General features: G+C 63.5%; 13 protein-coding genes. 8 read left to right on the top strand and 5 right to left on the bottom strand.

The features are described from left to right. The first annotated feature begins 296 nt into the window (after positions 1-296). The 7 genes from IGX34_RS22340 to IGX34_RS07705 all read left to right on the top strand — a co-directional run bounded on the left by IGX34_RS22340 (position 297) and on the right by IGX34_RS07705 (position 5,666). Positions 297-431, top strand: coding sequence for a hypothetical protein (locus IGX34_RS22340; protein ID WP_274380819.1), 135 nt, complete (start codon positions 297-299; stop codon positions 429-431). 94 nt (positions 432-525) lie between these two features. After that, positions 526-1,386 (top strand): LpxL/LpxP family acyltransferase, encoded by an 861-nt coding sequence (locus IGX34_RS07730; protein ID WP_192555128.1) that lies wholly within the window; start codon positions 526-528, stop codon positions 1,384-1,386. Positions 1,387-1,500: 114 nt separating this feature from the next. Further along, on the top strand, positions 1,501-3,603 hold the full coding sequence (gene dinG, locus IGX34_RS07725; protein ID WP_192555127.1) for an ATP-dependent DNA helicase DinG: 2,103 nt from the start codon (positions 1,501-1,503) through the stop codon (positions 3,601-3,603). Beyond that, a complete protein-coding gene (locus IGX34_RS07720; protein WP_192555126.1) occupies positions 3,600-4,160 on the top strand; it encodes a HutD/Ves family protein in 561 nt (186 codons plus the stop codon). The genes dinG and IGX34_RS07720 overlap by 4 nt, the downstream gene beginning before the upstream one ends. Before the next feature lie 55 nt (positions 4,161-4,215). Further along, positions 4,216-4,791 carry an NnrU family protein gene (locus IGX34_RS07715; RefSeq protein ID WP_192555125.1) on the top strand — a complete coding sequence of 192 codons (576 nt, stop codon included), beginning with the start codon at positions 4,216-4,218 and terminating at the stop codon, positions 4,789-4,791. 81 nt (positions 4,792-4,872) lie between these two features. Continuing rightward, positions 4,873-5,070: a hypothetical protein gene (locus IGX34_RS07710; RefSeq protein ID WP_192555124.1), complete on the top strand. Its 198-nt coding sequence runs from the start codon at positions 4,873-4,875 to the stop codon at positions 5,068-5,070. Continuing rightward, positions 5,070-5,666, top strand: coding sequence for a DUF938 domain-containing protein (locus IGX34_RS07705; RefSeq protein WP_192555273.1), 597 nt, complete (start codon positions 5,070-5,072; stop codon positions 5,664-5,666). Before IGX34_RS07710 ends, IGX34_RS07705 begins: the two co-directional genes overlap by 1 nt. 22 nt (positions 5,667-5,688) lie before the next feature. Here the strand turns inward: IGX34_RS07705 and IGX34_RS07700 are convergent, their stop codons facing one another. Then, entirely contained in the window at positions 5,689-7,611 is a 1,923-nt protein-coding gene (locus tag IGX34_RS07700; protein WP_192555123.1) for a CocE/NonD family hydrolase, read from the bottom strand. A 174-nt stretch (positions 7,612-7,785) separates the two neighbouring features. Here IGX34_RS07700 and IGX34_RS07695 point away from each other — a divergent pair, with 174 nt between their 5' ends. Continuing rightward, positions 7,786-8,187 carry a YchJ family protein gene (locus tag IGX34_RS07695; protein WP_192555122.1) on the top strand — a complete coding sequence of 134 codons (402 nt, stop codon included), beginning with the start codon at positions 7,786-7,788 and terminating at the stop codon, positions 8,185-8,187. 129 nt (positions 8,188-8,316) lie between these two features. On the opposite strand, the gene IGX34_RS07690 is transcribed toward IGX34_RS07695, so the two are convergent. The 4 genes from IGX34_RS07690 to IGX34_RS22335 form a co-directional block, all read right to left on the bottom strand. After that, on the bottom strand, positions 8,317-9,108 hold the full coding sequence (locus IGX34_RS07690; protein WP_192555121.1) for an NRDE family protein: 792 nt from the start codon (positions 9,106-9,108) through the stop codon (positions 8,317-8,319). Positions 9,109-9,126: 18 nt separating this feature from the next. After that, entirely contained in the window at positions 9,127-10,002 is an 876-nt protein-coding gene (locus IGX34_RS07685; protein WP_192555120.1) for a methylglyoxal synthase, read from the bottom strand. A 22-nt stretch (positions 10,003-10,024) separates the two neighbouring features. Next, the gene (locus tag IGX34_RS07680; RefSeq protein ID WP_192555119.1) at positions 10,025-11,254 is read right to left on the bottom strand and encodes a nucleoside recognition domain-containing protein; all 1,230 of its coding nucleotides are present in this window, start codon (positions 11,252-11,254) and stop codon (positions 10,025-10,027) included. Positions 11,255-11,545: 291 nt separating this feature from the next. Beyond that, the gene (locus IGX34_RS22335) at positions 11,546-14,395 is read right to left on the bottom strand and encodes a TonB-dependent receptor (protein WP_192555118.1); all 2,850 of its coding nucleotides are present in this window, start codon (positions 14,393-14,395) and stop codon (positions 11,546-11,548) included. Positions 14,396-14,647 lie beyond the last annotated feature (252 nt).

Here is a 14,647-nt window from a genome sequence, read left to right as displayed (position 1 = left end):
CGATTGTGAAGCACAGACCGTATCGCAATGCTGGATGAGCGGCTGCAGCCTGCTGCCGCGAACCTCATTCGATCGCTAGATACGGAGAACAATGATGAAGTTACCCGCCAGGATCTGGCACCACCTTGCATTGTCCGCAAGCGTGGCTGCGACGCCTTTGCCAGCCATTGCGCAAGCATCGAGCACCCTTTCCGCACGTGGATGCCCTTGCTGGGACACGGGCTGGAGCGCGTTCTGATCATCGTCGCCCGACGTTCGCATCCCGCGCAAACGCCGAAACACATCAGGAGATTTCCATGAAGCTATTCGCAAACACCTGGCGCCGCATCGCGTCACTCGCCGGCGTCGCCGCCTTGTCGCTACCGGTGATCGCTCATGCAAACACCGTGGCCAGCAGGGTCGGCTGCCCCTGCTGCGCCATGCATTGGTAAGTGTCTGTATGGATTGCACGTGGCCGGCATAGCTGGCCACGTGCAATACGCACCTGCGTATTGCGCGACACATGCCAGCGACAAGGAAACATTTTTGAAATTCGCCCCCTTGCTCATCAAGCACCACCCGCATCTTGCTCGCCATGTATTGCCGCTAATCGCAGCGCGGAAACTCCATACTTCGAACGAGCATGCACACTATCTGCAAGATGCCGAAAGCGCATTGCGGCAGGCAGGCCATTACTCACGCAAAACGCTGCGCGATATCAGCCTGGTACGCGCAAGATTCATGGCGGACCAGATGTTTCTTGCCCATGCCGACCCGCATGACATCGGCAAGCTCGCCCCCACCATTTGCGAACACGACATCAACTACGCAGCCGTTCGCAGATATGTCCAAGATGGGCGACCACTGTTATTTGGCTGCTCGTATTTCGGCTTCATGTTCTTCGCCTTGCTGGCAATGAAGGGATGGGTAAAAGAGTTGCTGGTCGTCGCAGCCGGCGATCCGCGGCCAGGATTGCGACTGTTCGAGAAAATCTCGCTCGCCTGCGGCTTTCCCATCCAGGTCGTAGGATCCGCCGAGAGTACCGTCGCGCTACGTATTTTCAGGCAGCTAGGGCGCGGGGGGACCGTGGCGACCATGCTCGATTGCTATTACGGCGCCGACACGGACCTGTATACCGATTTCCTGGGCAAACCGGCCGCATCACCCGGAGCGCTGTACCGCCTGGGCCAACGGGCCGGCGCGATCGTGGTGCCTACCGCATCGATCTATAGGGACGGCAGCCAGGTGCTGGATATCGGTGAAGCCCTCGATCTTCGTTCGCTGTCGGGTGAACAGGCGAGCCAGCGAGTCAACGATTACTTCAGCCAATTGGTACGCAGCTACCCGGGGCAATGGATGGGTTGGTCGAATCTATGGGCGCGCTGGAATATGGCTCATCGACCTTGAGGCCCCCGCCAAGGCGCCATGCCTTGTCCGCCATGGCTACGCAACAGGTCTCCGCGGGTGCCGGCGCCGATATGCGAGAATGGGCAGCAGCTTCGCCTCGCACCTTATCTATCCATGCTCACCGACACTGCCAAGGACGCCATCCGTGGCGCCTACACGCGCATCAAGGATGGCCTGCCGGGCTTCCGCGGGCGGCCGGCGCAGCTGCGCATGATTGCCGAAGTGGCCAAGGCCTTGGCGCAGCCAGCGGGTGCGGCGGTGATCGAAGCGCCGACCGGTACCGGCAAATCGATGGCCTATCTGATCGCCGGTGTCGAAGTGGCCAGGGCGCAGAAGAAAAAGCTGCTGATCGCCACCGCCACGGTGGCCTTGCAGGAACAGCTGGTCGAACGCGATATCCCGCTTTATCTCAAGCTCAACGGCACCGAGGCCAAGGTGGCGCTGGCCAAGGGCCGCGGACGTTATCTGTGCCCGCGCAACTTGCAGATGGCCGCCGGCAGCCTTGGCGGCGCCGACCAGATGGGCCTGGGTTTCGACAACGATCTGGCCTTGTGGAGCAAGCCGCCGGCCGAGCGCGACAAGCAGGTGATGCGCAAGCTCACCGATGCGTTCGAGCGCAATGAATGGAACGGCGACATGGATGCCGCGCCGGAAACACCGGGCGACATGCTGCGTGCCTTGATCACCACCAGCGCTGGCGGCTGCACCGGCCGCCGTTGCGGGCATTTCATGCTGTGTCCGTTCTTCGCCGCGCGCCGCGCGGTGGCCGACGCGGACATCATCGTCGCCAACCAGGACCTGGTGCTGTCCGATCTCACCCTATCCAGTGGTGAAGAAAGCTGGGGCGGCGTATTCCTGCCCAAGCCGGAAGAAACGCTGTACGTGTTCGACGAAGCGCACCACATGCCGAACAAGACCATCGACCGCGGCGCGTCGGAGGTGGCACTGGGCCATGCCGTGCGCCAGATCAGTCGGCTCGGGCGGCAGGTGCACGCGGCGTATTCGCTGACCGACAAGGAAGTGATCGGCAAGCTCACGCTCGATGTGGGCGATGAAAAACTGCAGGAACTGAGCAACGCGCTGGAGGAGCTGGAAAAGGATATCCGCCAGTCCTGGCTGCCCGATCCCGCCGAAACCGAACCGATGTATCGCGGCTCGCTGGGACAGCTGCCGGAGCAATGGGTGCAGCAGGCCAACCTGCTGTTTCTCGCCAGCGCGGAAATCCAGCGCTGGCTCACCGCCGTGCGCCGTACCGTCACCGAGATGAGCGAAGGCGGCCCTACCCAGGAAGCGCTGTCGCGCGAACTGGGCATGGCGCTGGAGCGCATCGACCGCCAGGTGCGTACCTGGCGCGCGTGGGCCGGCGAAGATCCCGAGCACCTGCCGCCGCTGGCGCGCTGGGTCACGCTGTCGCCCGACCAGCAGCTGGTCTGTCACGCCTCGGCGGTATCGGCCGGCGCCTTGCTGCGCCACATCCTGTGGGACAACGCGAGCGCCGCGGTGATGACCTCGGCCACCCTCAGTGCAGGCGGCAATTTTCGCGGTTTCGCCGATGCGGTAGGCCTGCCCGACGACGCCGTCACCATCAGTCTGCCCTCGCCGTTCGATCTGAACGCGCAGGCGCGGCTGGAAGTACCGGCCATCGCCGCCATGCCCGATGCGCGCGAACAGCACGCCCAGGAAATTACCGACTGGCTGGCCGAACATCTGGACTGGGACGCCGGCAACCTGGTGCTGTTCACCTCGCGCGCAAAGCTCGAGCGCGTGCTGCAGCGGCTGCCGATCGACAAGGTGCGCAAGGTGCGCGCGCAAGGCTCGCTCGGCAAGACGCAGTTGATCGCCGAACACACCGCGGCGATCGAGGCCGGCAAGGGCAGCACGCTGTTCGGCCTGGCGTCCTTCGGCGAAGGCCTGGATCTGCCCGGCAAGCTGTGCGAAACCGTAGTGATTACGCAGCTGCCGTTTGCGGTACCGACCGATCCGGTCGGCGCCACCTATGCCGAGTGGCTGGAATCGCGCGGACGCAATCCCTTTATCGAAGTGGCGGTACCCGAAGCCACGCGCCTGCTGACCCAGTACTGCGGACGCCTGATCCGCAGCGAAACCGATCGCGGCCGCATCGTGCTGCTCGACCGCCGCGTGGTTACGCGCCAGTACGGCAGCCAGATGCTAAAAGCGTTGCCACCTTTCCAACGCGTGATCGAGCGTACGGCATGAGCATCATCCGCTTGCGCGAGTGTGTCGCAACACCCTGGAAAAACGGCATGGGCCGCACGCGCGAGCTCGCCGTGCATCCGGTCGGCGCCGGCATGGACGAATTCGACTGGCGCGTAAGCGTGGCCGAGGTCGATAGCGCCGCGCCGTTCTCGGCGTTCCCGGGTATCGACCGGCATATCGCCTTGCTCGAAGGCGCAGGCTTCGTGATGAAGCTCGACGATGGCAGCATGCATGCGCTCGCCACAAAGTTCTCGCCGTTTGCATTTGCCGGCGAAGCACAGGTGGAAGTCACGTTGAATGGCGGTCCCACCCGCGATTTCAATCTGATGCTGCGGCGGTCGAAGGTGCACGGCGAACTGGTGGTATGGGATGAGCCCGGCCGCCAGGTGGTCGACGATGCGGTGGTGCTGATCTATTGCGCGCAAGGCCATATCGATACCTCCGAGGGACGCCTGCAGCCGGGCGATGCATGGCTGCCGGTGCGCTCGATCGGGCGTATCACGATGAATCCGGGGGCGTTGGCACTTGTGGCGCGAGTGGAATCGCGCGGCAATTAGCGTAGGTGCCGCTCCCTATAGAGCGAATCAAGCGTACCCATCTGGAGATCTCACCATGCTTGTGTTGATCCTCGGCCTGATCGTCTTTCTCGGCGTGCATTCCATCCGCCTGGTCGCCAACGACTGGCGCAATCGGCTGGTCGCGCGCATGGGCATGCCCTATAAGGGCCTCTATGCCCTGCTCTCGCTGATCGGCATCGTGCTGATCGTGGTCGGCTTCGGCCACGCGCGCCAGCATCCAACCCCGATCTACCTGCCGCCAGTGTGGCTGATGCATCTCAACGCGCTGTTCATGCTGGTGGCGCTGGTGTTGTTCGTGGCGCCCTATGTGCCCGGCAATCATTTCCGCTCGAAGCTGGGCCATCCACAGGCGCTGTCGGCGGGCGCATGGTCGTTCGGTCACTTATTGGCTACCGGCATGTTGCATGACCTGGTGCTGTTCGTGCCGTTCCTGTGCTGGTCGATCGCACTGTTCACGATCTCGCGCAGCCGCGACCGGCGCGCGGGAACGGTCTATCGGGCCGGCTCGATCAAGGGCGACATCGTTACCGTGGCGATCGGCGTAGCGGCCTGGGCACTGTTCGCGTTCTGGCTGCACAGCCGGCTGATCGGCGTCAGCCCGCTGGTCTGAACGGGGTGCCGGCAGTCATCTACGCCGGCCGGGTCGCCTGCGCTAGAGTCGGCTACTCAACCCGTCGTCATGGTGATGCACATGGTCGGTTTCCTGCTCTGGTTGCTGTTGCTGGTGGTGTGCTGGCCGCTCGCGCTGCTGGCGCTGGTGCTGTATCCCATCGTGTGGCTGCTGTTGCTGCCGTTCCGCCTGCTCGGCATCACCGTTACTGCGGTGTTCTCGCTGCTCGGCGCGATGCTGATGCTGCCGGCGCGCGTACTGCGCGGACGCCCGGCTTGATCGAAAAGCCCTACTCGCCGGCGAGCGAACGCAATCGCGCGCCGATCCTGGCGCAACTGCGCGAGTGGTTCGCCGATCGGCGCCATGTGCTGGAAATCGGCAGCGGTACCGGCCAGCATGCGGCGCATTTCGCCCAGGCCATGCCGCATTTGATCTGGCAATCCTCCGATCGCGCGGAACATCTGCCCGGTATTCGCCTATGGCTGGATGCCGCCGCACTGCCCAATGCACCGGCGCCGCTGCAGCTCGACGTCACCGGCAGCTGGCCGCAATGGCGCTACGACGCGGTATTCAGCGCCAACACCTTGCACATCATGGCCTGGCACGAAGTGCAGCAGATGTTCGCCGCGCTGCCGCAGGTCACCACCGACGATGCCTGCGTGGCGATCTACGGGCCGTTCAATCGCGACGGCCAATTCACCAGCGACAGCAATGCCGCCTTCGATCGCGAGCTGAAAATGCGCGCGCCGCACATGGGCATCCGCGATGCCGCCGCAGTGGACGAGCTTGCTGCTACCGCCGGTTTCGAACTGGCGGAAGATGTCGCCATGCCCGCCAACAACTACCTGCGGCTGTGGCGCCGGCGCAGCGCCTGAGCACTGCGCCGGCACACGGTTCTTACTGCCCCGACACTACCGGCAAGCTGATGAAGCTGGCGTGGTCCGGCGCGTGCCACACGCGCTGGGTGGCTTTCACGTAGTCGCCCGGCTTGGCATCGAAGATGTTCGGCACGAAGGTCTGCGGATTGCGGTCGTACAGCGGGAACAGGCTCGACTGCACCTGCACCATGATGCGGTGCCCCGGCTGGAATACATGGTTCACCGTCGGCAGGCCGAAGCTGTACAACAGCGGCGTGTTCGCCTCGATCGCCTGCGGATGCTCGAAGCTGGTGCGGTAGCGGCCGCGGAAGATGTCCAGCGAAATCGGCAGTTCATAGCCGCCCATCGACGGATTGGAAGGCACCGTGTCGGGATAGACGTCGATGATCTTCACCACCCAGTCGCTGTCGGTGCCGCTGGTGGAAGCCACCAGGTTCACCTGCGGCGCGCCGCCCAAATGCAGCGGCGTACTCAGCGGCGCACTGACATAGGTAAGCACGTCCGGGCGACCGTCGACGAAGCGCTGGTCGTCGAGCAGCCAGTGCGTCCACGCCTCGTGATCGGTCGGCACCACCGGACGCGGAATGTACGGCACCGGCTTGGCCGGATCGGAAATGTATTCGTCGTACTGCGTAGCGCCGGCCGCGGGCGCATCGAAGGACAGGCTCCCATCCGCTTGCAGATACAGCGGCTTGGGCTTGGACGTACAGCCCTGCGCGCAGGACAGCGGCCAATGCTTGAAGCGATCCCAATGGTTTTCACCGGTGTTGTAGATCAGCACCGGCGGCGTATTCGCTTTCGGCGCACCGTCCTTGAGGTATTGATTGAAGAACGGCAGCAGCACGTCGCGGCGGAATTGCAGCGCGGTATCGCCATCCCATTTCATCGGCCCCAGCGTGCTGCCGTCGTAGTTGACCTGGCTATGCCGCCACGGGCCCATCACCAGGTAGTTCATGTTGTTGCCGGTGTCTTTCGGCTCCAGCGCCTCGTAGCTGTGGATTGCGCCCCACATGTCTTCCTGGTCCCACAGGCCCTGCTCCCACATCACCGGCACTTTCAGCGGCTGCTTGGCAAGGATCTTGTCCAGCGCCTGGTTCGACCAGAACGCATCGTAGGCCGGATGTTCGTGGATCTTGCGCCAGAACGGCAGTCCATCCAGTCCGTTGGCGCGCGCGAAATCGCCGGTGGAGCCGGCGCGCAGCAGATTGGTGTAGTCGTCCAACCCTTCGCGCGGGATCGTGTAGCCCGTGCCTTTCTGCGTAGTCTGCTCGGTGATGTAGTCCAGGTTGTTCTGGCGGAAGGCACCGTAGTGGAACCAGTCGTCGCCCATCCAGCCATCCACCATCGGGCTTTCCGGCGCGGCCACTTTCAGCGCCGGGTTCGGATTGATCAGCGCCATCACCACGGTAAAGCCCTCATACGAGGAACCGAGCATGCCGATCTTCCCGTTCGACTCGGGAATGTTCTTCGACAGCCAGTCGATGGTGTCGTAGGCATCGGTGGATTCATCCACCTTGCCGCTGTTGAGCGGGCCGCGCAGCGGCAGCGTCATCACGTAGTCGCCTTCGGAGCCGTACTTGCCGCGGATATCCTGGAACACGCGGATATAGCCGGCCTTGACGAATACCTCGTCGCCCTGCGGCAGCAGATCGAGCATCCGCGGCGAGTCGTTGCGCTGGGCGCGTCCATCCGCGTTGTACGGCGTGCGGGTCAGCAGGATCGGCGCGTTATGCGCGCCCTTCGGGATCACGATGACGGTATGCAGCTTCACACCATCGCGCATCGGGATCATCACCACGCGCTTGATGTAGTCGTTGGCGCTGGTGGGTGCGGTGAAGCCGGTGGGAATATCGGGCGTCATCGGCGCGGTCTGCGCGTGAACGGCCGCGGACAAGGCCAGCGCGAGCGCAGTGGCGGAAAACAGGGAACGAAGTGCGTGCATGGGGATCTCCGCAACGGCCGCCCCACTCTGAAGGCGGCGAGTGCCATCGATGTCTGGAAGCTGCTCTCCCGGCAGCCGCTCGACTTTAAGCGATCCAGGCCAAAAGCCATGCATGACTTTCTGCCTAGATAAGCCTTGCATTAGCATGAGCGCTCTCCCCACCGGAGCACGCGCTTGCAGGCCATCGACACGCTAACGCCCTGCCCCTGCGGCAACAGCGCCGGCTACGCGCGCTGCTGCGGCCCGCTGCATGCGGGCGAGGCGGCGACCAGTGCCGAGGTCCTGATGCGTTCGCGCTACAGCGCCTATGTGCTCAAGCGCGAGGACTATCTGCTGGCCACCTGGCACGCCAGCACGCGCCCGGCCAGCCTGAAGCTCGCCGCGCAGCAGCCCGCACCGACCTGGCTGGGGCTGGAGGTGCGCCGGCACGAGCAGGATGGCGAGCATGCCACCGTGGAATTCATCGCCCGGCTGCGCTACGGCGGCGGCAAGGCGCAGCGCATGCATGAGATCAGCCGCTTCGTGCGCGAGCAGGGACGCTGGTATTACCTGGACGGCCAGTTCCCGGAAAGCTGAGCCGCACCCGTGTAGGTTGGGTTAGCGCAGCGTAACCCAACAAAATCTACACCCTCGCCCATAGCCTCCAGCACTCGTGCTCGACCGAGCATTTGTTGGGTTACGCTGCGCTAACCCAACCTACGCAACCTAGCCCAGCCGGCGCATGGGCAGGTCGGACGGGGCCTGCCACGAAAGCTCGCTTTCGCCTTCAAAACGCCCGTTCGGGCCGAAGCGCCGCTCCACGATCATGCCCCTGCCGTCATAGCCGATCGCCACCACCGTGCAGGCGCGCGTGCCGTATTGCTCGCCGCGAATAAATGCCGACGACAGCCAGCGTTCCAGCTCGACACCCACACCGGTATCGGGCAGCAATTCATCCGGCGCATGCTGCTCATTCGCCAGCGCGCGGAACAGCGGTGCGAAATCCACTTCATGCCCGGCATCCAGCCACGCCTGCAAACGCCGCATCAAGGCCTTGGTCTTCGGCCACGGCGTATTGAAGTCCGCATTGGAAAGCCCGTGCACGCCAGGTGCAATCCATTGCGCACGCGCCGACGGGCGATTGCCGAGATAAAAACCATGCTCTTCATCGAAGGTGAGCAGGTTGAACGGCCGATATGCGGATGCGGCGGCCAGCAGCGCTTGCGCATGCGCGCTCGCATCGTTCGCACCGGCAAGATAATCGGTAGCCAGCAGGCCGCGTGAAGTGCCCTGCTGCGGATCGCGCGGATCACGCACATTGGTCACCACGCAGCAGCGGCCCGCTTCGGTCACACCGAGCCAGGTGCCGCCCGCCTCCAGATCGCGGCCGCCGACGATCGGCAGATCGTCCCAGCGCGCCAGCGCAGCGCTGGGACGCGCGTGATATTCATCGCGATTGCCGGCCAGCAACAGGCGCCAGCGGGGATGGGCTTGCCAGGCGAAGGCGATCAGGCACATAGGACTGGCGATGTTAGCTCATCGGCGCGCGGAGCGCTGCCGCACTGCCTCGGCCCAGCGATGGGCCACCCGCGGCGCCGTCATGCATACGGTTTCATCGGTAACCGTGGTAACGGCGCGTTCCAGCAGCTGGATATCCGCTTCATGCTGGCGCGCGACATGTGGGTCTTCAAAAAAGATCGCGCGCTGACAGCAACGCTCCAACACCATGTCGGCGATCTGTGCATCGCCACCCATCGGGCCGCTCTGGAACCGCTGCACCCACAGCTGGTCCTGCGGCCAGCCGCGACTCCAGGCCAACTCATTCAACTGCTGGCCGGTGGTACCGGTGGCGACGCGGCGCGCAAAGCGCGACAGCACATCGAAGTGATCGGTGGCGTAGGCCATCATCTGCGGCTTCATCGCATCGTGGGCGATCATTGCGATGGTCTGCTGTTCCAGCGCATACAGCCCGTCGGCACCCGGATCCGGCGCCAGGCCGGCGTGAATGCGTTCGACCTCGATCCAGTCGCGCGCCGAAGCTACCGTGGAAATAAACGGTTTCTGGTGAATCACGCACTGGCGCTTCAAGGCCACCGCTTCGGGAAATGTCGAGGAAGGATCGACCGGATTGATCAGGTAGATCGCACCATCCAGCATGCGTCCCGGCTGCGGCATGCCTACCACTTCCGCCACTAGCTTCATCAGGCCGCCTTCGTGGCCATAGGGATAGCGCACCAGGCCGGGGTAATCGGCGAGCAGGCCTTGCCGCGCAATGGCCGCATACGTGCGCCCTACCGCATGCAGACCCAGGTTCAATTCGCGGATGCCACGCTCGCTGGCGCGCAGCCATCGAAACAGGGCCGCATCATCGTGATCGTGATGAATCGCGTTGGCAGCCAGACCCATTCGCATTGCTTATCCCCTGTTTGTCGACTCAACCGAAGAACCAATAGCACACGCCGATCGACGCGAGCACGCCGGCCAGCTCCGCCAGCAGCGCGCAGCCCACGGTATGGCGCACGCGCCGGATACCCACGGCACCAAAATAGACGGCCACCACATAGAAGGTGGTTTCGGTGCTGCCCTGCACCGTCGCCGCGACCAGCGCGGGAAAGCTGTCCACCCCCGAATGATGCATGGTTTCGATCAGCATCGCGCGCGACGCACTGCCGGAAAACGGCTTGACCAGCGCGGTGGGCAGGGCATCGACGAAGCGCGTGTCCATGCCCGCGTGCTGCGCCAGCCAGCGGATGCCGTCCAACGCAAAATCCAGCGCGCCGGAGGCACGCAGCACACCGACCATGCACAGCATCGCCACCAGGTACGGCAGCAATTCTTTCGATACGTCGAAGCCCTGTTTCGCACCATCGACAAAGCTTTCGAACAACGGCACCCGCTTGTACGCGCCGGCACACAGAAACACGATGATGATGCCGAACAAAGCGAGATTGCCCAGCAGCGACGACAACGAGGCCAGCGCCGTCGCCGTCAACGACACGAGCAAGGCGAGGAACGCGGCCAGCACCGCAGCACCTCCCAGCAGCCACGCCAGTACCACCGGATCCCACAGGCGCAGACGCTGCATGTACGCCACCGACAGCAATCCGACCAGGTTGGAGGCGAAATGCGCCAGCAGGATCGGCAGGAACACCAGGGTCGGATCTTGCGCACCGGCCTGCGCGCGGTACATGAACACGGTCACCGGCAAGATCGTCAGCGAGGATGCGTTCAATACCAGGAACAGGATCTGCGCATTGCTGGCAGTGCTGTCGGAAGGATTGAGCGTCTGCAGCTCGCGCATCGCGCGCAGCCCGATCGGCGTGGCGGCATTGTCCAGGCCCAATGCGTTGGCGGCGAAATTCAGCGTGATCAGGCCGATCGCCGGATGCCCGCGCGGCACCTCCGGCATCAGGCGCGCAAACAAGGGGCCCAGCAGGCGCGCGAGGCCATCGACCAGGCCCGCACGCTCGGCGATGGCAAGGAAACCCAGCCACAAGGTCAGCGTGCCGAACAACAGCAGCATCACTTTGACCGACAAATCCGCCATCTCGAACAGCGAGCCGACAATGGCCGCGAATACTGTTTCGTCGCCGCCGACCAGCCAGCGCGCCAGGGCCGCCAGGGTGGCGGCAAGGAAGAAGCCGAACCAGAGGCGGCTCAGCATGCTGGTGCAGTGCTGGGAGATGGCAGGGGCATGCGGGCATTGTCGGTCACTGGCGCGCGCAGGCCAATGCATGGCGTCACCGCCGTGATTCCAGTGAAGGCCGTGACCCCGCGTTTTCGGGGGCACCAAAGTCACTGGGTCCCGGCCTACGCCGGGATGACGGTGCAGAGGCTGCGATTTCCCAAAAAAAAGCGACGTACCGGTAAGGGTACGTCGCCTTGATGGTCCAATTCGAAGCTTGGAATACATCCGCCACGGCAGCGGACTGCCGTGGCGAAAACCGTATCCGGCTTAGAACTTCACCTTCACGCCCAGGTTGTAGAAGCGACCCACGACACCGGCGTAGGAATACGTCGGGTTGTAGTTCACAGCGGCGTAGTTGGCCGGATCGAACGGGGCCTTGCGGTCCATGGCGTTCATGATCGAGGCGGTCACGCTGATGTGGCTGTTGATCGCGTAGCTGCCGGTCAGGTCCACGTCGGTGAACGAGCTGATGCGGCAGTTGGACGGCAGGAACTGAGTGCCGGCGGCGTTGAACGACAGGCACGAATCCGGACCTACGCCCACGTCTTCGGCGATCTCGGAGTAGCCGCCGGTGTAGTAGATCGTGGCGGTGACCGTGGCCGGGCCGTACTGCACCGTGTTCGACCAGGAGCCCTTCAGACGCGGCGTGCCGGCGCCCGAGGACAGGTTGTACGGACCCTGCGTACCGGCGAACGACTCAACCGTGCCGTCCGGCAGCACCATGCGCCAGTTGAACACCTCGGTGCCCGACAGTTCACTGACGTAGTGAATGCCGTTGCCGAAGTCCCAATGGCCCTGCAGATCGATATCGACGCCATCGGTCTTGAGCGAGTTGGCGTTGATGTACTGGCCGATGAACTCAGCCGGACGCGCCTGCGCGTTCGGTGCGGTCGGGTCGGCAATGTCCGGGATCACGGTGACGCCCGGCACGCCGGTGGCACCGGTGGCGAAGTAGTTGCTGATCGCCTGGCCGAAGTTCGGGCCGGTGATCACGTTGCTCTTCTTGATGTCGTAGTAGTCGACCGAGGCATTCAGCCAGCTGGTCGGCTGCAGCACCACGCCGAAGGTGAAGTTGCTGGCCTTCTCCGGACGGATGTTCGGATTGGCCACGGTGTATTCGGCCAGGCTGTACGGCACGGTCGAATAGGCATTGCCGTTGTGCGCATTCACGAAGTTCGTGTACTGCGCCGGGTTCAGCGTGACAAAGCCTTCCGACGAGCTGGAGCCGTTTTCAGCGAAGCTCGGCGCGCGGAAGCCCTTCGAGTAGGTACCGCGGATGGCAACCCAGTCCAGCGGCTTCCACTTGAAGCCGATCTTCGGCGAGAAGTTGTTGCCCACGTCGCTGTAATGGTCGTAACGGCCGGAAGCGTCCACTTCCAGCGATTCCAGCAGCGGCAGGTCGAGTTCGGCGTAGGCGCCGCTGACGTTGCGGTGACCCTTGGTCTGGGCGATGCCCAGGCTCTGGAACAGGTCATCCGGGTTCAGCGCCGGATCGTTCTGCGCTTCGTAGCGGAACTGCGAACCCACGGCCAGGCCGGCCGAACCGCCGGGCAGGTCGAACAGCGAGCGGCTGGCGTTCAAGTCCAGCGAATCCAGGTCCGAGGTCGACTGCTTGGACAGGTTCGGCGACAACTGGGCCAGCTCCGCAGCGCTGTTGGCCGACGGATTGATGAAGTTGTACGAACCGCTGGTGATCGCGTTGACCAGTGCCGGGTAGTTGATGAAGCCGGTCTGGGTGGTGTTGAGCCAGTCGTGGTTGAGCACCACGGCGGCGTCGTAGTTCCACTCGCCCGCTATACCGGAGACATCAGCCACCACGCGTGCGTTGTGGTTGTCGTAGGTGTTGTTCTGCGGGATGTCGCCGAACTGGTAGTTGAGCAGCGCGTACTCGCCCGCCGCCGCATACGGATCGTTCGGGTTGAGCTTGCCGGCGTTGGGGCCCGTGGTGAGCACCGGCGGCAGCGCGATGTTGTTGGTGTTGTTCGGCGTGGAGGTCTGGATCTGCTGCGGCGTCAGCTGTGCCCACAGCTTCGACTCCATGTAGCTGACCGAGAGGTAAGCCTTGGTGGTGTCGTTGATCTTGAAGGTGCCGCGGGCGTACAGGCCGCCCTGCTCGGTCTGCGGCTGGATTTCACCGTACTGCGCAACCTGATTTTCTGCGCAGTAGCTGCCGACGCCAGCGGTGCTGGTCAGCACGGTGCCGTTGGTGCAGGAACCGAGCGGCGAGTACAGCGAATTCTTGACCTGCGTCGCACCGGTCAGCGGATTGGCGCCTACACCCAGCGTAGCCGGGGCGGTGGCGCCGACGGTGGAACCGTTGAACGTTGCCGGGTTGCCGAAGTTGCCGTTCGGGCCGCCAAGCGCAGTCAGGTCCTTGGAGTTGTACGGATAGTCGCGCTCGCGGTTGTAGATGGGGTTGTCCATCTCGTACTGCGCGCTGAAGTAGACGTTGTAGCGATCCTTGTTCAGGTCGCCGAAGCCGGCCAGGAAGGTGGCCTTCTTGGTGAAGCCGCCGCCGTGCTGCGAGTTGCCGATGTCGGCGGTGCCTTCCACGCCCTGGTAACCGGGCTTGAGGATGATGTTGACCACACCGGCGATGGCGTCGGCGCCGTACAGCGAGGACGCGCCGTCCTTCAGCACTTCGATGCGTTCGACGGCCGAGATCGGAATGGTGTTGAGGTCGACGAACGAGCGCTCACCGTCATCCGAAACCGGGTAGCTGGCGGCGCGATGGCCGTCGATCAGCACCACGGTGGAGTTCACGGTCAGGCCGCGCAGTGCGACACCGGAAGCGCCGGCCGCAAAGCCGGCGGTAAAGGCATTGGGGATCGAGCCGCTGTTGTCGGCGGAGATCGAGCGAACAACGTCGGAGATGGTGGTGTAACCGCTGCGGGCAATCTGCTGCGCGGTCAGTACCGTCACCGGCGAGGGGGTTTCCGTATCGACGCGGGGAAGTGCCGAACCGGTCACCGTGATGGTCTGCAATTGCTGCGGGTTACTCTGGCTGGCGGTCGGCTGGGACTGATCCTGTGCCGGTGCGCTCTGGGCAAATGCAGTGCCGGCAATCGGAGCCAGCAGCAAGCCCGCCAACGAAAGCGCAAGCTTATTACGAGTCATTTTTCAACCCTCCAAGGAACAACTTGATTTGTGATTAACCCAACGGGGGATAAATCAGGGATTGGGGACGTTGGGTGTGTGGGGACACTTCCCGAGTGTTTCACAGATCGATTTAATCCGACAAGTCCTTAACAAATCGAAAGTAGGTACGTGCCGGCTTATTCAGGTTTCGCCTGATGATTTCCGTGCTATCTAGCTGATATAGCGACAATAAAAATAAAAAGGCCGGTAACCCATGGCTACCGGCCCTTG

The organism is Dyella acidiphila, from assembly GCF_014863405.1.
In the GTDB taxonomy this organism is placed as follows: Bacteria; Pseudomonadota; Gammaproteobacteria; order Xanthomonadales; family Rhodanobacteraceae; genus Dyella_B; species Dyella_B acidiphila.
The sequence above is the reverse complement of the archived record's forward strand: the minus strand, read 5'-3'. Positions and strand labels throughout refer to the sequence as shown.